Annotated in this window: 24 protein-coding genes; 3 read left to right on the plus strand and 21 right to left on the minus strand. The window is 51.7% G+C overall.

The annotated features are described in order from the left end of the window. Window positions 1–3: 3 nt before the first annotated feature. Complete coding sequence (gene dnaB, locus OGV85_RS06985) at window positions 4–1419, minus strand: replicative DNA helicase (RefSeq protein WP_003031715.1); 1416 nt, start codon at window positions 1417–1419, stop codon at window positions 4–6. A gap of 64 nt (window positions 1420–1483) precedes the next feature. On the opposite strand from dnaB, the gene OGV85_RS06990 reads away from it, so the two are divergent. Further along, window positions 1484–2467 (plus strand): quinone oxidoreductase, encoded by a 984-nt coding sequence (locus OGV85_RS06990; RefSeq protein WP_032950766.1) that lies wholly within the window; start codon window positions 1484–1486, stop codon window positions 2465–2467. Between the two features lie 302 nt (window positions 2468–2769). On the opposite strand, the gene pspG is transcribed toward OGV85_RS06990, so the two are convergent. Beyond that, a complete protein-coding gene (gene pspG, locus OGV85_RS06995) occupies window positions 2770–3012 on the minus strand; it encodes an envelope stress response protein PspG (protein ID WP_003031713.1) in 243 nt (80 codons plus the stop codon). Window positions 3013–3145: 133 nt separating this feature from the next. Beyond that, window positions 3146–4183, minus strand: a complete 1038-nt coding sequence (dusA, locus tag OGV85_RS07000; RefSeq protein ID WP_286553337.1) for a tRNA dihydrouridine(20/20a) synthase DusA — start codon at window positions 4181–4183, stop codon at window positions 3146–3148. Window positions 4184–4270: 87 nt separating this feature from the next. On the opposite strand from dusA, the gene OGV85_RS07005 reads away from it, so the two are divergent. Then, window positions 4271–5365, plus strand: coding sequence for a tyrosine-type recombinase/integrase (locus OGV85_RS07005; RefSeq protein WP_131445812.1), 1095 nt, complete (start codon window positions 4271–4273; stop codon window positions 5363–5365). A gap of 32 nt (window positions 5366–5397) precedes the next feature. Here the strand turns inward: OGV85_RS07005 and OGV85_RS07010 are convergent, their stop codons facing one another. Beyond that, on the minus strand, window positions 5398–5787 hold the full coding sequence (locus OGV85_RS07010; RefSeq protein WP_047357985.1) for a HumD family translesion DNA polymerase: 390 nt from the start codon (window positions 5785–5787) through the stop codon (window positions 5398–5400). 78 nt (window positions 5788–5865) lie between these two features. On the opposite strand from OGV85_RS07010, the gene OGV85_RS07015 reads away from it, so the two are divergent. Next, complete coding sequence (locus OGV85_RS07015; protein WP_286553340.1) at window positions 5866–6108, plus strand: DinI family protein; 243 nt, start codon at window positions 5866–5868, stop codon at window positions 6106–6108. A 144-nt stretch (window positions 6109–6252) separates the two neighbouring features. Here OGV85_RS07015 and OGV85_RS07020 read toward each other — a convergent pair whose 3' ends face one another. The 17 genes from OGV85_RS07020 to OGV85_RS07100 all read right to left on the minus strand — a co-directional run bounded on the left by OGV85_RS07020 (window position 6253) and on the right by OGV85_RS07100 (window position 21175). Further along, on the minus strand, window positions 6253–7443 hold the full coding sequence (locus OGV85_RS07020; RefSeq protein WP_286553341.1) for a tail fiber domain-containing protein: 1191 nt from the start codon (window positions 7441–7443) through the stop codon (window positions 6253–6255). Window positions 7444–7504: 61 nt separating this feature from the next. After that, the gene (locus OGV85_RS07025; protein WP_286553342.1) at window positions 7505–11074 is read right to left on the minus strand and encodes a TipJ family phage tail tip protein; all 3570 of its coding nucleotides are present in this window, start codon (window positions 11072–11074) and stop codon (window positions 7505–7507) included. A gap of 54 nt (window positions 11075–11128) precedes the next feature. Next, the gene (locus OGV85_RS07030; RefSeq protein WP_032941793.1) at window positions 11129–11731 is read right to left on the minus strand and encodes a tail assembly protein; all 603 of its coding nucleotides are present in this window, start codon (window positions 11729–11731) and stop codon (window positions 11129–11131) included. Between the two features lie 51 nt (window positions 11732–11782). Continuing rightward, the gene (locus OGV85_RS07035) at window positions 11783–12118 is read right to left on the minus strand and encodes a hypothetical protein (protein ID WP_008784485.1); all 336 of its coding nucleotides are present in this window, start codon (window positions 12116–12118) and stop codon (window positions 11783–11785) included. 30 nt (window positions 12119–12148) lie between these two features. Continuing rightward, window positions 12149–12859: a C40 family peptidase gene (locus OGV85_RS07040; protein WP_127785563.1), complete on the minus strand. Its 711-nt coding sequence runs from the start codon at window positions 12857–12859 to the stop codon at window positions 12149–12151. A 1-nt stretch (window position 12860) separates the two neighbouring features. Continuing rightward, on the minus strand, window positions 12861–13616 hold the full coding sequence (locus OGV85_RS07045; RefSeq protein WP_048216156.1) for a phage minor tail protein L: 756 nt from the start codon (window positions 13614–13616) through the stop codon (window positions 12861–12863). Beyond that, entirely contained in the window at window positions 13613–13960 is a 348-nt protein-coding gene (locus tag OGV85_RS07050) for a phage tail protein (RefSeq protein WP_048216155.1), read from the minus strand. Before OGV85_RS07050 ends, OGV85_RS07045 begins: the two co-directional genes overlap by 4 nt. A gap of 3 nt (window positions 13961–13963) precedes the next feature. Continuing rightward, window positions 13964–16480, minus strand: a complete 2517-nt coding sequence (locus tag OGV85_RS07055) for a phage tail tape measure protein (RefSeq protein ID WP_127785561.1) — start codon at window positions 16478–16480, stop codon at window positions 13964–13966. After that, the gene (locus OGV85_RS07060) at window positions 16458–16736 is read right to left on the minus strand and encodes a phage tail assembly protein T (protein ID WP_003826206.1); all 279 of its coding nucleotides are present in this window, start codon (window positions 16734–16736) and stop codon (window positions 16458–16460) included. The genes OGV85_RS07055 and OGV85_RS07060 overlap by 23 nt, the downstream gene beginning before the upstream one ends. 50 nt (window positions 16737–16786) lie before the next feature. Beyond that, window positions 16787–17194: a phage tail assembly chaperone G gene (gene gpG, locus OGV85_RS07065; RefSeq protein ID WP_131445818.1), complete on the minus strand. Its 408-nt coding sequence runs from the start codon at window positions 17192–17194 to the stop codon at window positions 16787–16789. 36 nt (window positions 17195–17230) lie between these two features. Beyond that, the gene (locus OGV85_RS07070; protein ID WP_131445821.1) at window positions 17231–17968 is read right to left on the minus strand and encodes a phage tail tube protein; all 738 of its coding nucleotides are present in this window, start codon (window positions 17966–17968) and stop codon (window positions 17231–17233) included. A 7-nt stretch (window positions 17969–17975) separates the two neighbouring features. Further along, window positions 17976–18374 carry a phage minor tail U family protein gene (locus tag OGV85_RS07075; RefSeq protein ID WP_032938647.1) on the minus strand — a complete coding sequence of 133 codons (399 nt, stop codon included), beginning with the start codon at window positions 18372–18374 and terminating at the stop codon, window positions 17976–17978. After that, window positions 18371–18925, minus strand: coding sequence for a phage tail protein (locus OGV85_RS07080; protein ID WP_003826200.1), 555 nt, complete (start codon window positions 18923–18925; stop codon window positions 18371–18373). The genes OGV85_RS07075 and OGV85_RS07080 overlap by 4 nt, the downstream gene beginning before the upstream one ends. A gap of 9 nt (window positions 18926–18934) precedes the next feature. Then, entirely contained in the window at window positions 18935–19288 is a 354-nt protein-coding gene (locus OGV85_RS07085; RefSeq protein WP_048231663.1) for a head-tail joining protein, read from the minus strand. 11 nt (window positions 19289–19299) lie between these two features. Then, window positions 19300–19704 (minus strand): DNA-packaging protein FI, encoded by a 405-nt coding sequence (gene gpFI, locus OGV85_RS07090; RefSeq protein ID WP_048231661.1) that lies wholly within the window; start codon window positions 19702–19704, stop codon window positions 19300–19302. A 45-nt stretch (window positions 19705–19749) separates the two neighbouring features. Then, on the minus strand, window positions 19750–20775 hold the full coding sequence (locus OGV85_RS07095) for a major capsid protein (protein WP_003034798.1): 1026 nt from the start codon (window positions 20773–20775) through the stop codon (window positions 19750–19752). A 67-nt stretch (window positions 20776–20842) separates the two neighbouring features. Further along, window positions 20843–21175 (minus strand): head decoration protein, encoded by a 333-nt coding sequence (locus tag OGV85_RS07100; protein WP_003826193.1) that lies wholly within the window; start codon window positions 21173–21175, stop codon window positions 20843–20845. Between the last annotated feature and the right edge of the window lie 5 nt (window positions 21176–21180).

Consider the following 21180-nt stretch of genomic DNA (forward strand, 5'->3'; position numbering starts at 1 on the left):
AAATTACTCATCATCATATTGAGGACCGGCATAGTTGTCGAAGCGGGACCACTGTCCGTTAAACGTCAGGCGCACCGTACCGATCGGACCGTTACGCTGCTTACCAATAATAATTTCGGCGATGCCTTTTAAGTCACTGTTTTCGTGATAAACCTCATCACGATAGATAAACATGATTAAGTCGGCATCCTGTTCGATGGAGCCGGATTCACGCAGATCCGAGTTAACCGGACGCTTGTCGGCGCGTTGTTCCAGAGAGCGGTTAAGCTGCGACAGCGCCACCACCGGCACATGCAATTCTTTCGCTAACGCTTTCAGCGAGCGGGAGATTTCTGCAATTTCCAGCGTACGGTTGTCGGAGAGCGACGGCACGCGCATCAGCTGCAGGTAGTCGATCATGATAAGTCCGATACCGCCATGTTCACGGGCGATACGACGGGCACGCGAGCGCACTTCCGTTGGCGTCAGGCCGGAGGAGTCATCAATATAGATGTTTCGTTTCTCCAGCAAAATACCCATTGTTCCGGAAATTCGTGCCCAGTCTTCATCATCCAGTTGACCGGTACGGATTTTGGTTTGGTCTACGCGTGAGAGCGAGGCCAGGGTACGCATCATGATCTGTTCCGAGGGCATTTCAAGACTAAAGATAAGAACCGGCTTATCCTGCAACATCGCTGCATTTTCGACGAGGTTCATCGCAAATGTCGTTTTACCCATCGACGGACGCGCGGCAACGATAATTAAGTCTGACGGCTGCAAACCAGCCGTCTTTTTATTGAGGTCGTCATAACCGGTGTTCACCCCGGTGACACCGTCGTGCGGCTGCTGGAACAACTGCTCGATACGCGCGACGGTGGCGTCGAGCACATCAGTAATATTTTTCGGCCCTTCGTCTTTATTTGCGCGGCTTTCCGCGATTTTAAAGACACGGGATTCAGCAAGATCCAACAGATCTTCACTGGAACGGCCTTGCGGATCAAACCCGGCTTCCGCGATTTCGTTCGCAACCGAAATCATGTCACGAACAACGGCACGTTCGCGGACGATATCCGCATAAGCGCTAATATTCGCTGCACTTGGCGTATTTTTAGATAACTCAGCCAGGTAAGCAAAACCGCCGACGCTGTCCAGTTGTCCCTGAACCTCCAGCGACTCTGCCAGCGTGATCAGATCGATGGGTTTCCCCATCTCCTGCAGGCGATGCATTTCCGTGAAGATATGCCGGTGCGGCCGGGTATAAAAATCTTCCGCCACCACACGCTCGGCGACATCGTCCCAGCGTTCGTTATCCAGCATTAAACCGCCCAACACCGACTGTTCCGCTTCAATCGAGTGCGGCGGTACTTTCAGCCCGGCGACCTGGGGATCGCGCTCACGAGCATCAGTCTGTTGTTTGTTGAAGGGTTTATTTCCTGCCATAGTGAATGGAGTTACCGAGATAATGATTGGGTCGAAAGATTACCACATTTCTTTTGGAGGAAGCATGGCAACACGTATTGAATTTCACAAGCATGGTGGCCCTGATGTACTCAAGGCGGTGGAGTTTACACCCGTAGACCCGGCGGAAAATGAAATCCAGGTCGAGAACAAAGCTATTGGGATCAACTATATCGACACCTACATCCGCAGTGGTCTTTATCCGCCGCCATCTCTGCCCAGCGGCCTGGGTACCGAAGCTGCCGGCGTAGTCAGCAAAGTCGGCAGCAAAGTGACACACATTAAAGCTGGCGATCGCGTGGTGTATGCCCAGTCTGCCCTTGGCGCCTACAGCTCAGTGCATAACGTTCCGGCCGATAAAGCCGCCATCCTACCCAACGCTATCTCATTTGAACAAGCCGCAGCCTCATTCCTGAAAGGGTTGACCGTTTTTTATCTGCTGCGTAAAACCTATGAAATTCAGCCTGATGAGACGTTTTTGTTCCATGCGGCTGCGGGCGGCGTCGGGATGATTGCCTGCCAGTGGGCAAAAGCATTGGGTGCGAAGCTGATTGGTACCGTCGGCAGTGCGCAAAAAGCGCAAATTGCGCTGCAGGCCGGCGCATGGCAGGTCATTAACTATCGTGAAGAAAGCATAGTTGAGCGAGTGAAAGAGATAACCGGCGGAAAAAAAGTACGAGTGGTGTATGACTCAGTGGGGAAAGATACCTGGGAAGCCTCGCTGGATTGTTTACAGCGCCGGGGACTAATGGTCAGCTTTGGTAATGCTTCCGGGCCGGTGACTGGCGTGAATTTAGGTATTCTGAACCAGAAAGGTTCGCTGTACGTGACCCGTCCTTCACTCCAGGGGTATATCACCAATCACCGCGAATTAACCGAAGCCAGCAATGAGCTATTCTCGCTAATTGCCAGCGGAGTAATCAAAGTGGATGTCGCGCCTGGTCAAACGTTCGCACTGCACGATGCACAGCGTGCTCATGAAGTACTGGAAAGCCGGGCAACGCAGGGATCGAGTTTGCTAATCCCATAATGCTTCGACTTCCCCTAAATAATTCAAATTGCAGGAAGGCGGCAATTGAGTGAATCCCCAGGAGCTTACTGGAGTAAGTGACTGGGGTGAATGAAAGCAGCCAACACACCTGCGGTTTGAATTATGACGGGGGAAGTAAAGAATTAGGGCTTCCCGTGGGAAGCCCTTTCTTTTTTTAGTTCGGCTGTATGTAGGGTACAGCTCGATGAATTCGTTAACCTGGCAATAGTGACAGATTTGATAATCAATTCCTATTTGGTTCTAAAGGCAATGTTGCAGGTTGTGACGCACCGCTCAATACCTTAGTAAAATCGACGGTTATTGCGCTGATACTGTGGGACTTTTGGCGCTTTTATCGCCTTGATAACCCACACCACGGCAACAGCCAGTAGCAGCCAGGGCAACAGTTTAATCATCAAGGCAAATAGTCCGCCCAGAAACATCACTGCGGTGGCTACGACCAATGCGGCCAGAACGCCCAGCAAAGATACGCCGGTGACCATCAGCATGATAAAAAATCCAATCACAAAAAGTAGTTCCAGCATGGCTCTCTCCCGAAATGAAATTCTCTCCATTGCTTTACAAGAAACATGCCAAAAATAATGCATTGATTTATAAAGAAAACGCCCCACGACAAAGCGCAGGGCGTGGTGAAATTAACTAACTTTTGGTGAAAACTTAACGCTTGTCTGCCACTAGTTTCAGCGCGTGCTCTAGTACGTTAATATCTGCCCCGGCTTTATGCGCATTTTCGCTCAGATAGCGACGCCACTGACGAGCCCCAGGGATCCCCTGAAACAGACCCAACATATGGCGCGTCACATGTCCCAAATAGGTTCCCTTACTCAGTTCACGCTCAATGTACGGGTACATGGCGCGCACCACGGTAACCGGATCGGTATCTTCGCTGGTAGCTGCAAAAATCTCGCGGTCAACGGACGCCAGAATTCCTGGGTTTTGATAAGCTTCGCGCCCCACCATCACGCCATCCATATGTTGCAGATGAATTTTCGCTTCTTCCAACGATTTAATGCCGCCGTTGATCGACATCGTCAGATGCGGGAAATCACGCTTTAGCTGATAAACACGGTCATAATCCAGCGGTGGAATTTCGCGGTTTTCTTTCGGGCTTAACCCGGACAGCCAGGCCTTGCGGGCGTGAATGATAAACATCTCACATTCGCCGTTGCCAGATACCGTGTTAATGAAATCGCAGAGGAATTCGTAACTGTCCTGGTCATCAATGCCGATACGCGTTTTCACCGTTACCGGAATCGACACCACGTCGCGCATTGCTTTGACGCAATCGGCGACCAGTTGCGCATTCCCCATCAGGCAAGCGCCAAACATGCCATTCTGCACGCGGTCGGAAGGACAACCCACGTTGAGATTGATTTCGTCATAACCCCGCTGTTCAGCGAGCTTTGCGCACTGCGCCAGCGCCGCCGGATCGCTCCCGCCCAGTTGCAATGCGACCGGATGCTCTTCTTCGCTATACGCCAGATAATCGCCTTTACCATGAATGATCGCGCCGGTGGTTACCATCTCCGTATAGAGCAACGTCTGGCTGGACAGTAAGCGCAAAAAGTAGCGGCAGTGTCTGTCCGTCCAGTCGAGCATAGGAGCAACACTAAACCGACCATTCCAGTGATTGTCAGTATTTTCAGGCATTGTGCTGGTTTGGCTGGTTTTTATCATTTCAAGATTACCGTGCATTTTTTGACATTTAAGTATATTTTTCTCTTATCAGGTTCCCACTCAGGACCCCATACGTATGGGAACCTGAAATGACGAGACAGAGTAATGGCATACTATAACATAGAGAAACGACTAAAATCTGATGGCACTCCACGCTACCGCTGTACTGTGCTAATTAAGGAAAAAGGCGTTATCACATTCAGAGAAAGTAAAACCTTCCCAAAACAGGCGCATGCTAAAACATGGGGATCCCAGAGGGTTATGGAACTGGATCTTTATGGTCTCCCATCATCTGATGATGCAACCGGAATAACAGTCCGTGATTTGTTGCAAAAATACATCAATGATCCAAACGCTGGTGGCAAAGCGGGGCGGACAAAAAGCTATGTTCTTAATATGCTAGTTGACTGCGACATTGCAGCTATCCCCCTGCTGTCTTTAACCGCAAATGACGTCATAGAGCACTGTCGATTGCGAAATAATGCAGGCGCCGGGCCAGCGACCGTAAGCCACGACGTCAGCTATCTTGGAAGCGTGCTTGATTGTGCAAAGCCAGTGTATGGCATCAACTATACTAGCAATCCGGCAAAAGAGGCACGCCCTCACCTCCTCAAATTGGGGCTAATTGGAAAATCAAATCGCCGTAGTCGTCGACCAGCATCTGAAGAATTAGACATGCTGATCGAAGGCCTGAAGCAACGTTCACAAAGGCGGGGATCAAAAATCCCATTCGTCGATATTCTGATGTTTTCGGTTTTATCGTGCATGCGCATTGGCGAGGTTTGTCGTCTGCGATGGGATGATATCGATGAAAAACAAAAATCAGTGCTGGTGAGAGACAGGAAGGATCCACGTAAAAAAGAAGGGAACCACATGAATGTAGCTTTACTCGGAGAAGCCTGGGATATTGTCCAGCGCCAGCCGCGTAAGTCAGAGCTAATATTCCCTTATATAAGCAGTTCCGTAACGGCAGGATTCCAAAGGGTAAGAAGTGTTCTTGGAATTGAGGATCTAAGATATCATGACCTTAGAAGGGAAGGCGCAAGCAGACTTTTTGAAGCTGGATTCAGTATAGAGGAAGTGGCCCAAGTTACTGGCCACAGGTCGCTGAATGTACTGTGGCAAGTTTACACAGAGCTATTCCCTAAATCACTTCATGTAAGGCTTGAACAATTGCAAAAGTCCAGAAAAAATGACTAAACAAAAGCCCGTATAAACGGGCTTTTGTTTCATTACATAACTGGGCAATCATCAAACTCCGCATTCCTGGCATCATTAATGATGTACGTGATCACCCCGAATATAGCGGGTGCAGAACTGTAACCGTCATCATCTGCTGGCAGCGCCTCCCTTCTCCCGTTCTCCAGATTAACCAGGTGGGGCTGAGGATGAGTCCGATATCGCTTGATCCTGAATTCCCCGTCTATCGCACATATCAGCAGCGAGCCATCACAGGGAGATAGTGACGCATCAACAACAAGCAGCGCCCCCTGGATTATCCCTTCCCTGAAATGTGAACGCGATGCCCGCATAAAATAAGTCGCTGCTGGCTGGCTGATTAGCTGCTGATCGAGGGATATTCGTGTTTCAACATAATCTGCCGCAGGTGAAGGAAAGCCCATGTTTACGCCCTCTCTTGAATACCGGATAAAAACACAGTATAAATACTGTATATCCATCCAGTAAAGGAGCAATGAGCAATGTTCGTGGAACTCGTTTATGACAAAAGGAATTTTGATGGTCTGCCCGGTGCAAAAGATATCATTCTGGGCGAGTTAACCAAGAGGGTTCACCGGATCTTCCCCGATGCTGATGTTCGGGTAAAACCGATGATGACACTGCCAGCAATCAACACTGACGCCAGCAAGCATGAGAAGGAACAGATAAGCCGTACTGTTCAGGAAATGTTTGAAGAGTCTGATATGTGGCTGGTTACCGATTAAAGATTTTTCAGTATCAGAATAAATTCATTATGGCTATCCCGCCAGCCTGCAAGTAAGATCAAAAGGCGGGATAACATAATGATTTAAACGCATTGTAGATATCAGTATCATTTGACAATTAGTACGATATTGTACCGACGGCACTTATCTTTCCAGCGCCTTTATCCTTCTGCTTAAAGCCTGGATGGCAGCAAGAGCATCAACCAGAAGTACATTACCGTCCAGCGTTTTGAATTCCGGAGAGTCCCCGACAGAACGGGTATGTACATACTCAGGATCTATTAACTCTAAATCCTGTGCTATTAAGCCATGTCGCATTACATCAGGCTTCATAGTATTATAGGTAAACTCATGGAATTCCATTTCATCAATATTTTCTAACGATTTTTCAATATCATACTTGCCGTGTATAGTCTTTACCCTTGCATCAGACGTCGCATTTTTAGAATAATTAAATGAACCTCCGCTACTGGTTAAAGGGGATGCCCACATCCCGTATATATCTCCAAGAATATTGGTATGCATCCTCATATAATTACCATTATCGGCAGTGATACCAACAACATTCTCTCCAAAGCCAATAGTCCCTAATGCCGGGATAAATTGAGCGAGATACGTGGTGGTGGGGTAACCATCTGGCCTGCTATTATTTATCTCATATCCTATAAGCACAGTATCATATCTATTTACTTTAGGGGCGCAGGTATAGGCAGATGGCGGATTTGGATTCTGTGTTTCGCCCCAGCTCAACGCGGTAGTTGTGGCGTTTATATTTGCAAAAACAACACCATCATCTTTGCCTAATCCAATTCCTTTTCTGGCATCAGGTGCTGTCTTACCTCCTGTCCCCCCCTGGTCCACGCTGAGTGCGGTGGTTAAGCCAGTCAGACTGGTGATATCACTGTTAGCGCCTGCACCAGCTTTCCCGTTAAGTGTTGTTGCTATTCCACCCCAGGCGGGCCCAGTGTAAGAAGTTCCATCCGGCAGTTTTACCGTGATGTTTCCCGTGCCACTGAATACCTGCTGCCAGTTCTGTTTGTCGTAGTTCAGTCCGCGCAGGGCTTCAGCGCTTTGTGCCACCAGTGCCGCGGTGACCATATTCAGCGCCACACGGGGAACAGCTGACCAGGCCGCGCCAGATTGTGTTGGCCCGGTGAAATTGCTTACCAGCGTCAACGCGGTACCGCTTTCCACTGATTTAACCGGGAGCGTATAGGGAACGCCGCCGACAGTGACAACAATAAAATCTCCGGCCGCCAGTTCTGTGGTGAATGACGTACCGTTACCGCTTACAACGGCAGATTTATTGGTGAGTGTAATTGTTCCTGCGGACATAGAATCTCCTGAACGTGCATAAAAAAACCCCGCCGAAGCGAGGTTTAATGATTTCGAAAATTTACTCTCTAAAACTACCACTTCCTCTGACAATGCTAATCATTGGGGAAGAGACACCGTATGTAATGGTTCTGATTGCCCCTGCAGGAATATAATATGTTAATGTTAATTCAACGGTTACATTCGGAGTTGTAACTCCTTTTACTGAAAACCTTACTGGTACAGTACCGCCATCACTTCTGCGGGTTGTCTTTTTTGTGCCATTAATATTTATAGTTACATCAATATATGAACCACTACCCGACACCATGCCTGATAGCAGGATAATATCAAATATAACCGTTTTTGATAGCGAGTCAGTTGCGCTATCTGTGAAATAGTAGTTCCGGGATATTGAGCCAGTTAACGCTACAGAGCCGCTACTCTGTTTTGTTTCTTCCTTAATATCGTTGAATACATTTGCATTTATAATATCTCCGATAAAACTTTTAGCCCTTACTCTTCCTGTAAACTCTCCATCACTTGCATATACAGTACCTCTGACTGTTACATTATTGAATTCACTATTTCCATTTTTATTGATATGCCATCCTACCGAGCCAGGTGTATAAACATTCGACTGTATGTACTGCCCAATCTTGGCGTTATCTATGCTGCCATCCTGAATAAACGCATCGCTGATAAACACCTGACCATTCACTACAGCAAAAGGTGAATATTGCGTATCACCGCTGCCACTCATCAGGACGAACTGGTTAGCGTTAAACCCGACGCGGGTGACTACCGGCTTACCCGCTTCCGCCAGCACCGCAATCGACATCCCGGCACCATAAAAAATATCGTTGATGCGTACTCCGACTTTCAGGGTATGGATGGCTGTAGCACTTGTAGCGTCAACGGTGGCAGTGAGCTTATCCTCAAGCGAGGCAGTTACATCTTTAATCTGCGCCTGCACCTGGGTGGACATTTCAGCCATGGCCTTATTAACATCTGCAATAGTCGTTTTGACCACCAGAATATCCGCGCGCACTTCGCCATATTGCGCCCACTGATGTTCCACGGTTCCATGGTTGGCCAGCGCATTCTGCAATGCGGCTTCCAGGTTGGTATCAATGTCGCTTGTCAGGCGGTTACCGTCGGCAGACGTCAGGAAGTCATCAGCAATATCGCCCAGGTAGTCGTCAGCATTCGCATTAGATTCACCACGAACCCAGTCGGTCCAGCCTGATTCATTACCCGTTCTGTCTACCAGCTGCGCGCGGTACCAGAACTCCTGTCCCGCTTTTAATCCCAGTTGGGTGTATTCGGCAGACGGATAAGGCACATCCGACAACAAAAGGGGATTTGAGAAATCACTGTTCGCGGTGTACTGAATTTCCGTTTTCAGCGTGTCCCCGGTATTAGCCGGGAATCCCCAGTTCAGGCGAATCCCCCAGTTGATCGGCGTTGTCGCAAAGCCGACAGGTTTCGGTGGATTTACCACCTTGCCCGTCAGCGTTTTCTCTTCGGAGTAGCCCCAGCCAGAGGAAATTTCAGCGGCATTAATTGCACGCACACGCACGAGGTAGCGCCCGGCATAAATACCCGGAACATCGAATGACGTGGTGGAGCTGCGCGGCACGTTAACCCAGTTCCCGTCGTTGCGGCGCCATTGCGCTTCATAGGCGATAGCGTTCTGCGCCTGGTCCCAGCTCACACGCATGGTTTCGACGCTGATATTCTGCTGCACCACTGAAAACGAGCTGATCACAATGTTAGCCGGCGGCGACTGGTTACCAGGCGGGATTACACTCACGGGCCGCTGGTCAATGATGGCTCCGGTATCGATACGGGCATATTTATCCGGGTCATGCCATGCGCCGGTAATAGCGAAAGTGCCATCATCATTATCGGAGACGCTGACAACTCGATACTGCTGGGCGTAGAGTTCATCTGACTCAACCACCCATACAGCTTCGGCCTGTGGTGTCTCACTGTATGCCGTGGTGACTGTGACTGATTCCCCATTAATCGCCTGAATAGTCCTGCTCTGTGACGCACCGGAGGGAAGATTGATAATAAGGCGATCGCCTGCTGCTGCATCAGCTACGCGGTCAAGTTTTATCACGCGACCGTTAACAGCACTGATGCGGCCACCCATAACTTTGCCGGACAGAAGCTCGTCTGACACGGCGATGATGTATCCCGGCTGCGGAATGTTTCCGTCCAGGCCAACATCAAACGAAACAACACGATCTTTATTGTTGGTGAGAATACCCCAGCGCCCCTTTCGGTTCGCTTCTGATTGACGGGTACAACCGATGGCTGTCATTTCCAGCTGATTAAATCCGTACCGGGCCACCAGAGGCTGCTCAAATACTGGCTCCATCGCATCCGCATAAGCGTTACCCGGATCAGACCAGGAAACCAGCGCGGTGGTATACCGCGTTTTTGTCGTGCTGCTGGAATAGGTAAAGCGTCCGTCGATAACGTTAGCGCGGGTGTAAGCGTAATCCACATCTCTCGGCATATCGGCAAGCGCAACAATCTGATCACCGCCCCAGTACGTCATACCCCGGAATATAGCCGCGAAGTCACGCAGCACAGTGTAAGCGTCATTCCTGTCCTGAACATAGACGTTACAGGTATAGCGTGGCTCTGTCCCGCTTCCACCCTTTCCATCCGGTACCGGCTGATCGCAATACTGCGATACCTGGTACAACGTCCATTTATCGATGTTGGCTGCACTCAGGCGATTACCCAGACCAAAGCGATCGGTAATAACCAGATCGTAAAATATCCACGCCGGGTTATCGGTCCAGGCCCACTTAAACGCGCCCTGCCATGTACCACTATAAGTCCGCGTATCGGGGTCATAGTTATCAGGCACGCGGATCACCCGGCCACGTGGTTCACAGGATATCTGTGGAATCGAACCGTTGAACTGACTTGAATCGAATTCTATGTACAGCAGCGCGGTGTTCGGATAGCGCAGCTTGGCATCAATCACTTCCGTGAAGCTTTGCAGCGTCATCGTGTCGCCGATCTTGGCGCTGTTTGCGTCAGCGGTAATCTTACGCAGTCGGATTGTCCAGGTGCTGCCAGCCTGCGGTAAATCAATACGGTGGCTGCGCTCATAACCAGACGTCGTTTTGCCGGTTGCGCTGGTATTAAGCATGGTTTGCCAGGTCCCACCATCAGTTTGCAGGTCTATTGCATAATTGATGGAATACCCAACCAGATCGCCGTTGTCCTCCTGCTTAAACAGTGAAGGCCATTTCAGTCGCAGGCGAACGGCTGATAGTTGGGTGTTGGTAAATGTACGCGTCCAGGCTGTTGCGCTTGATACTTCAGTTCCAACGTTGATTTCGTTTTCGGTACCGGGAATGCCCTGAATGTAATTTTGTGCCTGAGTTCCCGCGCGAAACTCCCACGTCACGCCGCTAAAGTTTTGGGAGCCATCGGCGTTTTCCAGCGCCGTGCCGTCCAGGTAGATATTTTTTCCGGTTAATTGTCCTGCAAATTCCCCTTCCCCAAGCGCAACGAGGATTTTGGCCTTCGCTACAGATTGCAGATCATCAGGCTGTTCGGTAGGGGTTCGTGAACTGGAACTGCCGCCCTTGCGGCCTTTAATCGGGGTTGCTGTAGCCATATTGCGCCCATAAAAAAAGCCACCATAAGGTAGCCTGAAAGGAAGATTATTTTGTTATTGCTGGTCTTCGACGTATATACCAGCAGAGATGATCGCCCCACCAATACGCCTGCGTCCGTATAGAAGCGGAACTGGATTACCCTGAGCAGCAGTGTTAGTTACACCACCGAATGCATACGATGCCCGATTTTCGGCATCCTGTTTGCTGGCAAGTCCTGCTGGCTGTGGCGAAAGCATTTGAACAACACCACCAAGCATCATTGCAGCGCCTATTTTCATAGCGGCAGGGCCCCAAGCTGCACCGCCCCATGCTTGGCCGATAGTAGCCCCCAAAGCACCAACAACAACAAGTACAGCCCCTAAAACTGTTTGAAGTAGGCCTGCCTTTTTACTGCCAATTACAACAGGGATAATTCTTATCACCTCTCCTGTAACTGGAAAACCTAAATCATCTTTTCCAATATTTCTTTTCCCTTTAAATACAGCATACGTTAGACCACGATTTTTACTAGTATTTAAATATTGTTCAAATCCACAAATTGTTTTTGATAATGCATTGATAGCCTCTGCTGTTGTTCGTATTAGTCTGTCATGGGTTCTACCAAATACTTTACCTAACGCGCCACCCAGTTCAATTCTAGTCATTATTTCTTGCATATTTACTCCAATAAAAAAGCCACTAACGTGGCTTTGACAAACAGAAATAAATTAAATGCATGATCGCGCTATTTTACCCCACGGGTCACCGATACCTTTATTTGCAGCATAGACTTTCACATCGGCCCCTCCCTCAGTGTCATCTTGAATAATAGCCATCGAAAGAACACCAAATAAATCATCAGCGGCTGATATTCTATATCCAGTTTCAGTTTCTATACTTGTAGCCTGTGGATGCAGTTCTTGCCACTTAGGGGACATGCATTTGTTGAGTTGTGCAGCACTCTTTGAGGTATGACCAGAATAAATAGGCTGTCCTTCCTGTAAGGAAGATGCACTACAACCAAATAAACCCAGTAATGAAATCAATAATATGTTTTTTTTCATATCCCTATCCCCTTTTGATAATGCAAAAGATTAGCACAGAGACTTATGCCGTAGAACCTTCATCGTCCGTTCCTGCCAGTAGCCACCGTAAGGCACACGCTGACTCAAATGGCCATAAAGATGGTGGAGTAGCATATTGCCTTCCAGCAGGATCCCTGCATGGTTCCACTTATTAGCCTGGACCTGCATGATAACCATATCACCTGGCTGCGGTACGCCACTGAATTCACGGAATCCGCATTCATACCAGCAATCATGGTAAAAGTTTTCGGGGTAACTGTCCTCCCACCAAGGATAATCCACGCGGTAATCCGTCAGCTCAATGCCATGCGTTTGCCGGAAATAGCTCATCACCAGCCCCCAGCAATCGAAGTGACCGAGCACAAACGGGCGCTCCAGTAGCGGCAGCTCGCCCCGCGGATGAATGGTACGCAGATCCCCCTCCGGCCAGCTGACGATGTGCCACGGAAGTAACGTAGCGTCACACTGTGCCTTATCCAGTTCGCTCGCCTGCGTCGTGGCATCCGGGTGGCTGTGGACAATGGCAATCACTGTTCCCCAGTCTTCGGCAGTGGCGTAATCCTCCGGTGACAGGTGGAAATGCTCTGTCGGATCGGTTGCCAGATTACGGCAGGGAATGTACCGCTGCACCCTGCTTTTTTGCACCACCACGCCGCAGCATTCGCGCGGATATTCAGCAGCAGCATGCGCCATAATGGCATCGATAATTTTCTGACGCATATCAGCTCCTGATCAGGGATGTGCCAGGGAAACCACCGAACGGCAACTCGTTCCCCTCGCCATGCCTCAACTTGCACGCAGTGAGCGTACCGGGGCATTCATCGAGTGACGGATCGTTAACCGGGTTGTTGTGCTTGTCGAAATAACGCGTTCCGGCATAGTCACATCCATCACCTGAGCGGTATTTGTTACGGATACACCAGGTACAAAGCGAATGTAGCTGGCGCGTCGGGATCATCAGCCCCTGCAGGTCCATTGGACTGGATAACGTAAACGCCACCACCTCATTGGTTTCAGTGCTCTTGGCGTCAATGTAAAACACCTTCAGCTTTTCCTGCTGCGGATCCGCTGACGGGTTGCCCTCCGGATAGTTTTTCGCATCCAGATACTGCGCCAGCGTGTCATGAATCGTGACCTTTGCCTGCAGCAGGTCATCATAAGCAAGACACAGCGCCGTAATGGAACTGTCCAGGTTAGCGACCGACAGCGTCGGCTGCGCGCTGGTCCCGTCGGTCGCCGTCTCAATACCCTCGATCTGGCAGGGCCAGGCTTTATATTCCTGCCCCTGCCACCAGATCGATTTCGCCGGTAGCTTATTTTCATCTCCACCAGCAGCGGCAATTTCATCGGGAGTGTGAGCAATATTGTGGGCGTGGAAGCGGAGAACGTCGGAAACACCAAATGCGGTGCCATCGACATCAAAAAGCCGGACAACATTGCCCGGCTCAAGTTTCTGATAATCACTGTTTAAGCTCATGGTGCAAACGCCTGTTCAAAGGTGGCTGATACGGTTTCCACCGTTTTACTTTTGGTGACGCGCTGCAGGCTGTCTGCCTCAACTCGCCACAGCGCCAGATCACCGCCTGGTGGGGTAAACGAAAATGATTTCGTCTTATGGCGCCGCAGAAAAGCATAGATATCCTTGACGGTTCCCGGTTCGCCGGTAAATGAAAACTCATAGCTGAGCGTTTCATCATTCATCCCGGCACCTGATACTTGCTTATAGCCATCACCAAACTGTGCCGTGCGGACGGTATCCTTACTTTTCAGGGTCGGCTGGCTGGATGCTTTAATCCGCCACGCAAAATGCTCGATCGCCATTGCTTACCTCTGTTTTGTTGCATTCCAGATAATGCCTCCGGGCCGGACCTCTCTGGTGATACCTTCCCTGATGGAACTGTTGATCACCTGCTGATAGGCTTTCCCCAGCGCATCACCGTTTCCTTTCTGCTGACCGGAATCCCCCTGGCCTGTTGTAACCGAAACCGGTGCATACACGCTGACACCAAAAGGAGAAGCAACGCCAGCGCCACTCCCCCCGACCAGGCCACCAGTCGCATAACCGCGCATCATGCGATAAAGGTTGCCGACACCGATTCGGTTAGTGGCTTCCTGCGTAAAGACAAACTCGCCACGGTGCACCACACCTGCTGGCTCATACTTGCCGCCGGATCCGGTATAACCACCGCCAGCAAAACCCAGCGCTGACGTGGCAGAACTGACCAGGCCAGCCATGGCCTGCTTCATCAGGATCTGCGTCAGCATCGACAACGTGGAACGGGTGAAATCTGCCCAGTTTGCTTTCCCTGTCGTCAGCATATCGGCCATATTCTGGCTGATACCATCGAATGTGGCTGAAGCAGCAGACTTCATCGAGCCATAGGCATCAGCTGCTGAATCGGCATAGTCAGCCCACGCTGATTTCGCCCCGGCCTGCCAGTTGCCGCGGAGCTCGTCCTGTGCGGCATAATATTTCTTCAGTGCATCCAGTTCATTCTGATAACCCTGATCGGTGTCCGTACCGCCGGCATTCATCCAGCCCTGCCGCAGCTGTGCCTCTTCGTTTTGCCGCTGCGCGCCGCGACTGCTCATGCTGCCCCCGGCCACAAGCGCCCGGGTTTTCTCACCAATCTGGGTAACGTACTTCTGCGAGCTGTCCTGCAGGCGGTTTAACCGTTCCTGGGCAACAATCTGATCGCCCAGCCGGGCATTCACTTCGGCCCGCGCCAGTACCTCGTCTTTGTTCGCCAGCACCGATTTTTCATCGGCGGTCAGCGCGCGCTTTTTGGCGGCCTCTTCCAGCACCGAAAAGCGGGATTGTTGTTTCCACAATTCCTGCCGCTGCTGGCTGATGGTATCCGTGATGCTCTTGTGCTCCTGCAGAGTGCGTAACTGCGCCTCCAGCTCCAGCGTCTGCGCGCTGGCAGTATCGACACTTTTTACACCTGCAGGTGTTTTTACCGCTGAAGGGGCTTTGGGTTTCTTCAGCGAGTCGTCGTATTCTTTTTTCGCAGCTTCCAGATTGATGTTGTAGTCAGCCTGGAGGATCCGTCCGTCTTTAAGCGCCTTGTTCAGTTCATTCTGACGGGCCGTGTACTTCTCCAGCGCAGTCTGCGTCTTTGCATAATTCGACTGCGCCTGCGCGGCATACTTCTGGCGGTCAGATTCAATCACCGCCTCGCGGGCGGCGTTATCCTCAGTGGCCTTTGCCACGCTGGCCTGCTGCTGCGCCATTTCCAGTGCAAGGCGGGCAGACTCCCGATCGTTCCAGTAGCTGGCACGCGCATCATCATTGACATAACCATCACCTTTACGCAGATTCCAGATTTCATCCGCCCGCTTAAAGGCCGCTTCCGCTTTGGCAACCATCTCCTGCGTGGTGTCAGGCCGCCCGATATCGAGCGCCGCATCCCACATCGATTTAAAGGCACGCTTCAGGCTGTCGGCAGCAGACTCAATCGACCCCATATTGTCGCGCAGGCTCTTTGTCTGCTCACGAAAACCGTTCGTCGCCGCATCATTAGCTGCCTGCAGCGCCCCTGCTTCATCACCGGCGCGTTGCAGTTGCGCCACATAAGCAATCTGTTCCGCGGTAACGTTGTGGAACTGCTGCGCCATGGCAATCAGACCAGAGGTCGGATCGTTCGTCAGTTTGCCGAATGCCGCCGCCACCTTATCGACCGGCACGCCCGACGCATCGGTAAATTTCGCTACCGCCTGACTCATCTCATCGAACCGGGCACCGGCACGCACTCCGGCGTTAACCAGCTCCGTCAGCGCGCTGCTGGTCTGGTTAAACGTGAGTCCCGCCTGCTCGCCGGATTTCGCCAGCACCAGCATGCGGTTTGAGGTCAGCCCGGCAGTATTACCGGACAGAACCAGCGTTTTGTTGAAATCAGACAGCGTGGACGAGCCCTGATACCAGGCGTAAACCACCGCGCCAGTGGCGGCAGCCAGCGCGCCAACGCCTACCATCACCGGCGATATGGTGCCCAGCAGCGCCCGAAAGGTCGGAATAATACCGCCGAAGGAGTCTTTCACCTGACCGCCCTGCTGCAGCAGGATAAGCCACGGACTCTGCCCTCCGGCCAGCTGAGTGGCAATATCCGTAAACTGCGCAGGCAGCATACGCATCGCCGCGTTGTACTGTCCTACAGAAATGCCGGCCTTCTTCGCGGCGCTCTCCTGGCGGGTAAATGACTGCTGCACCTTCAGCGCCGAGTCATTCGCTGCGTCACCCGTCTGCTTAAACTGCCTTTTTACGTACTCCATCTGCTCGTTGAACTTTGACGAGTTAACATCAAGATTAACGACCAGGTCACCCACTGCCGTCTGGGCCATAGCGAACACCTCCTGAAATGCCCTCGGCCTTTGCCATCAGCACAGCGTCACCGGGTTCATCGTCGGCAATATCCTCCGCTGAAGGTGAAAGCAGGCTGAAGCTGGCAGGGGTTGATGTGGTTTTGGGGTCAAGCGCGGTGATAACGATATGCATCAGCGAGGAAAAATGTGCATCCAGTTGCACATCATTAAAAAAATTGTCCTGGTAGAACATTCGCCAGTCGGCGTATTCCGTTGACGACATACCAGCAAGCATGGCGCGCCAGTCCGGGCGGCGAAATTCACGCGCCAGTTTCAGGACGAATGTCAGCTCGCTGGCGAGGACTTTTCCAGACTGACCGGCTCAGTCACAGCGATATCCTCTGGATCATTCGCTTCCTGCAGCGGCACCATGCCGGACAGCAGCTTCACGCTGTACTCTGCAGCGGAAATAATCTCCAGTGGCCATGTCATCAGCACCTCATTCTGGATCTGTTCAACGTCTTCTTTCGGCGTTTTGTGCGTCCCTTTCAGGGGGTGGTCATGCCATAAAGACATGGCCACCAGCAGTGCGCCGGATTTAATCGTCATATCCATCGCCGTCTGCATGTCGGCATCAGAGATACTTTCCAGCGACTTCAGGTGTTCAAGATGCTCAATACGCTGTAGCGCCGACAGTTCGTAGAGCGTGACTGTATTACCGTTACGTTCGAACGGTTCACTTTTTAAAAACATGCATTACTCCAGAAAGCGGGGCCACAGCCCCGGAAGTCAGGAAACGGTGACTTTACAGGTCGCGACAAAAAGCCCGTCGTTGGTCATCACGATAATGTCGGCGGTTCCGGCGGCAATGCCGGTTACCGTCAGCACTGTACCAGCGACAGTCACCGTGGCTTTACCTGCATCCGTGGTGGTGGCCCGGAAAGATGGATCGCTTGCGCTGGCTGGCGCCACGGTGACATTCAGCGTGGTGGTGGCAGCAACCGCAACGGTGGTGGTCGATTTATCCAGGCTGACGCCGGTTACGTCAATCACTGCAGCAGCGCTGTCTTCAGCAAGACCTGGTTTGCCGTTGTTGCTGATTTTGACAGAACGGGTAATGGTGTCTTTTGCCGTCACCGTTTTACCCAGGCTGCTTACCCAGCCACGGAACACATCGATGGCGCCATTCGGGTATTTGATTTTGTACGCCAGCACGGTACCGTCATCAAACCAGCGAACCAGATCCTGCTGCCCGCTCTCGGCAGGTTTCCAGGCCAGCGTAAAACTGGCCTCCCCCGCCGATTTCTGGCCCTGTGAAGTGGACGTCCAGTCAGCATCCGCATCATCCAGATAGGTGTCGTCGTTTGATTCGGCAGTCAGTTCACCGGGCTGCAGGTCTTTAATCTTTGCCAGGCGCGTCCAGTCAACATCCGATAATGGGTTGGCGAAGGGGTTACCCGATCCGGAATAAATCCAGAGCGTGGTGGTGGCACCCTTTACCGGCGCCAGTGGGTTTGGTGTAGTCATTACGTCCTCACATTTCGTAAGTAATGGAATATTTCAGATCAGCCGAACTCCAGAGCCCAAGATCGTCATCGCGCTGGTAGTCATATCCCTGCTGCACCATGTTATTGATCAGCAGGGAAAGACCTGGCACATTGCCAAGCACCGGATAAATACGTGACTCCATCCAGTCATCGAGCTCGGAATCGGGTACCTGCGCTGGTAAAAAGATTTCGATATGCAGCGTGGCCTGCCAGATATCAGCATCCAGTTCTTCGCCGGTATACCCGGCATCCGTCAGGAAGACAGCGACCGCCGGAAAATCCCCCTCCTCCAGTACCGCTGGACGTCCGTCAAAATAGAGCGCGCCTTTACCAATATGGCTCTCCAGCGCATCAATAATGGCCTTTCTAATATCAGTGTGTTTCATCGTTTCAGAATCAGCCTGAGTTGGTTTTTAAGGGATGCCCTAAGTTCTTTAGGCATATCCGATTCCATGAGCTTCGGCAGCTCATCTTTAAATGCGGTCGTCAGTGGCGCTGCCAGTGGAATGCTGACCACTTCGATCGGATAGCGGGGTCTGGATGTCCGTCGCATCACATGCCAGCGACCATTTTCCAGTTGTTGAATAAAGGCCCCGGGGAAACGAAAAGGGCCAATACGCAACACACTATTGGCCCCTTTTTTGTCCCGTTTTCTGCGGGATAACCGTACGCTGGCGGTACCGAGCTTTATCGCGGGCAGGTTGCCCCGGTTCACGCGGATCATTGCCATCGGCTTTTTCGCCGTGGCGCGTTTTATCCTCGCGCGTTGTTTTACCAGCTTGCGTGGCACCCGCGTATCTTTCGAGACAACGGCAACGCTTCGGCTGACTGCCCGAGTGGCGACACGGTTAACAGCCTGCGCCGAGGCCCGCGGAACCGCCGTATTGCTGATGCTGTTCAGGTTTGCTATAGCCTGTTCAAGCCCTTTTAAAGACATAGTTTTCCCTTAACGGCGCCGGGTCGCTGCGGGAGGAGAACCCGTACCAAGCCAGATATGGCAGGAGCCACAGTCATCAGGACCAATACGATCAACCCAGAAAGGTTTTCCGTTAATATCCAGCGTGTCCAGCCGCGCCAGCTGCCCAATCGTTGCTGATTTCACAAACAACGACGGGCTGGTCCCCTCGACACGGATGCCGGGTGTGGCGTAACCGATATTTTCCGGATCATCGAAAACACCACTCAACGTGACGCCAGAAATCGCGCCGGACGTTACCGTTGCAGAAGTCCCCATAACCTGCCGGATAGTGTCATCGGCCTGTGTTATTGCAGCATCAAAAAGGTTATCGAAATCAGCCACACAGCCCCCTGCTAGTACTCGCGGACCAGTCCGAGTGCAACCAGGCTGTCCGCATCCGCTTGTGTCACGCGGATCACGGTACCCGCTTCCACAATAGATACCCGTTCATCGCGGGTCGCGTGCAGCGCCTCAATGTGCAGCGTGGCCAGCGTTTCGACGGCCATCAGCGCGCTATCTGTTCTGCCGCTTAACACAGTATCCACTGGCGGCACGGGTTCTGCGGCGCCGGTGGATGCACTACCATCACTTACGCCACCATTTTCAACACTATCGGTATCAGTGCCGTCATTCAGTTCTTCCTCCAGCTCTGCAATGCGCATAGAGAGCTCCTGAATGGTGCCACTGGTATTCACTTCCCGACCAAGCTGCGCGCCAAGCTCATTAAGCCGCGCAATCAACTTTTCTTTTTCTGTCATAAGAACAACTCCGGAACAGGGCCCCGCAGGGCCACAGAATGGACATCAGGCGAGTTTGACAGACACGAACGCATCCGGGTCAGCCAGCAGCATCAGTGGTGCAGACTGGATCATGGTGAACTCACGCGCCGGATCGCCTGTCTGTACCCAGTTTTTCGGATAACGCGTGGAAGCGTTAATGCCTTCACGCTGGGCATCAACATCCTGAATGCAGCCGTAGGTGCGCAAACCGCGCGCCTGGGTATTACCCAGCACCATGCTCAAATCCGGCAGGTAGTTCTTTTTGGTGTCGTCTTCAATGTATTGCCCGGAGTAAACGACAATGGCCACATCGCCATACATTCCCTTATAGGAGACCGCTTCACCCAGATCCTTCAGCGCCGTTTCCAGTTCAGAGTTAGAACCGCGACGGGTGTCGAGCTTCTCTTTTACCGCTTTGAATGAACGGAACAACGCCCAGCCCTTCGGATCAAAGACGATAATATTGACCACGCCGCTGGCGTTCAGCGCATAGGTTTCAATATCGTCAGTGGGATCATAGGTTTCTTTGTCGCGGGTGCTCCATGCCGCAGCACCTGCCTGGATGATGTTGTTTCCGGCACTGCGTCCCATATCCACCTCAACCGGTTCAAACGCTTCGCCGGTCATGGTGTATTTACCGTTGAGAACAGCAGCCACAGCCTGTTTCTCTTCCACCTGAGCAATCGCCAGTTCTTCATCCTTCATGTTCTGCAGGATAATGCGACGGCGGCGGTAGGCCGGGTCAGCCAGATTTTGCGGGTCTTCATCCGGCAGGCGGCGCAGCGTCATCTGCGGGTTTACCTCGTGCTTGGGCTTGACGTAACCCGGCGTAAACTCTGACGTTGCGCCGCCGCGGGAGCGGATAACCTTGCCGGAAATAACAGGCGAGACGTACAGCGCCATGTTGACCATGCCCGGAATTTGCGACAGATACACCTTCTCAGTGCTGAAAGGGTAGCTTTCACGGAAGAAGATACGCAGGAAAAGCGGATCGAACTTGAATTTCTTCTCATTGACCGCCAGCAGTTGGGCCGTTGTGTAAATTGACATAGATGTTTCCCGTAAAAAAAGCCGCGATGGAGGCTTCTGTGGATGATGGTTAGTGTTAAGTCGGATGTCAGACGATACTGATGGCTGTACCTGCGAATGCGTTGCGTTTGATGTGTTCATCCGTCACCGCATCCGGCCAGAGTACATCTTCAATACGGAAAGAGCCGGACTTATAGAATGCCAGCTCAGTGCTGCTCTGGTCGGCAGACACCGCCAGAACGCCACAGGCAGCCCCCGCATGCTGGCCATCCCAGACGGTCAGCTTGCCGGAAGTGGCATCCAGCATCAGGGGCGTCATCGCCGGTACTGCTTTCGTCAGTTCACCAGGTGCAAAACCGGTATGCGCCGGATCACTGTTCCCGAGGGGCTGATTGTGCGTAAATTGTTCAGTGTTAGACATGTTGA

The sequence above is a fragment of the Citrobacter sp. Cf132 genome, assembly GCF_030333885.1.
GTDB classification, from domain to species: domain Bacteria; phylum Pseudomonadota; class Gammaproteobacteria; order Enterobacterales; family Enterobacteriaceae; genus Citrobacter; species Citrobacter freundii.

Coding starts and splice junctions, on each gene's coding strand:
- dnaB (WP_003031715.1), bottom strand. CDS start 1,419: ATGGCAGGAAATAAACCCTTCAACAAACAACAGACTGATGCTCGTGAG.
- OGV85_RS06990 (WP_032950766.1), top strand. CDS start 1,484: ATGGCAACACGTATTGAATTTCACAAGCATGGTGGCCCTGATGTACTC.
- pspG (WP_003031713.1), bottom strand. CDS start 3,012: ATGCTGGAACTACTTTTTGTGATTGGATTTTTTATCATGCTGATGGTC.
- dusA (WP_286553337.1), bottom strand. CDS start 4,183: ATGCACGGTAATCTTGAAATGATAAAAACCAGCCAAACCAGCACAATG.
- OGV85_RS07005 (WP_131445812.1), top strand. CDS start 4,271: ATGGCATACTATAACATAGAGAAACGACTAAAATCTGATGGCACTCCA.
- OGV85_RS07010 (WP_047357985.1), bottom strand. CDS start 5,787: ATGGGCTTTCCTTCACCTGCGGCAGATTATGTTGAAACACGAATATCC.
- OGV85_RS07015 (WP_286553340.1), top strand. CDS start 5,866: ATGTTCGTGGAACTCGTTTATGACAAAAGGAATTTTGATGGTCTGCCC.
- OGV85_RS07020 (WP_286553341.1), bottom strand. CDS start 7,443: ATGTCCGCAGGAACAATTACACTCACCAATAAATCTGCCGTTGTAAGC.
- OGV85_RS07025 (WP_286553342.1), bottom strand. CDS start 11,074: ATGGCTACAGCAACCCCGATTAAAGGCCGCAAGGGCGGCAGTTCCAGT.
- OGV85_RS07030 (WP_032941793.1), bottom strand. CDS start 11,731: ATGCAAGAAATAATGACTAGAATTGAACTGGGTGGCGCGTTAGGTAAA.
- OGV85_RS07035 (WP_008784485.1), bottom strand. CDS start 12,118: ATGAAAAAAAACATATTATTGATTTCATTACTGGGTTTATTTGGTTGT.
- OGV85_RS07040 (WP_127785563.1), bottom strand. CDS start 12,859: ATGCGTCAGAAAATTATCGATGCCATTATGGCGCATGCTGCTGCTGAA.
- OGV85_RS07045 (WP_048216156.1), bottom strand. CDS start 13,616: ATGAGCTTAAACAGTGATTATCAGAAACTTGAGCCGGGCAATGTTGTC.
- OGV85_RS07050 (WP_048216155.1), bottom strand. CDS start 13,960: ATGGCGATCGAGCATTTTGCGTGGCGGATTAAAGCATCCAGCCAGCCG.
- OGV85_RS07055 (WP_127785561.1), bottom strand. CDS start 16,480: ATGGCCCAGACGGCAGTGGGTGACCTGGTCGTTAATCTTGATGTTAAC.
- OGV85_RS07060 (WP_003826206.1), bottom strand. CDS start 16,736: ATGCTTGCTGGTATGTCGTCAACGGAATACGCCGACTGGCGAATGTTC.
- gpG (WP_131445818.1), bottom strand. CDS start 17,194: ATGTTTTTAAAAAGTGAACCGTTCGAACGTAACGGTAATACAGTCACG.
- OGV85_RS07070 (WP_131445821.1), bottom strand. CDS start 17,968: ATGACTACACCAAACCCACTGGCGCCGGTAAAGGGTGCCACCACCACG.
- OGV85_RS07075 (WP_032938647.1), bottom strand. CDS start 18,374: ATGAAACACACTGATATTAGAAAGGCCATTATTGATGCGCTGGAGAGC.
- OGV85_RS07080 (WP_003826200.1), bottom strand. CDS start 18,925: ATGTCTTTAAAAGGGCTTGAACAGGCTATAGCAAACCTGAACAGCATC.
- gpFI (WP_048231661.1), bottom strand. CDS start 19,704: ATGACAGAAAAAGAAAAGTTGATTGCGCGGCTTAATGAGCTTGGCGCG.
- OGV85_RS07095 (WP_003034798.1), bottom strand. CDS start 20,775: ATGTCAATTTACACAACGGCCCAACTGCTGGCGGTCAATGAGAAGAAA.
- OGV85_RS07100 (WP_003826193.1), bottom strand. CDS start 21,175: ATGTCTAACACTGAACAATTTACGCACAATCAGCCCCTCGGGAACAGT.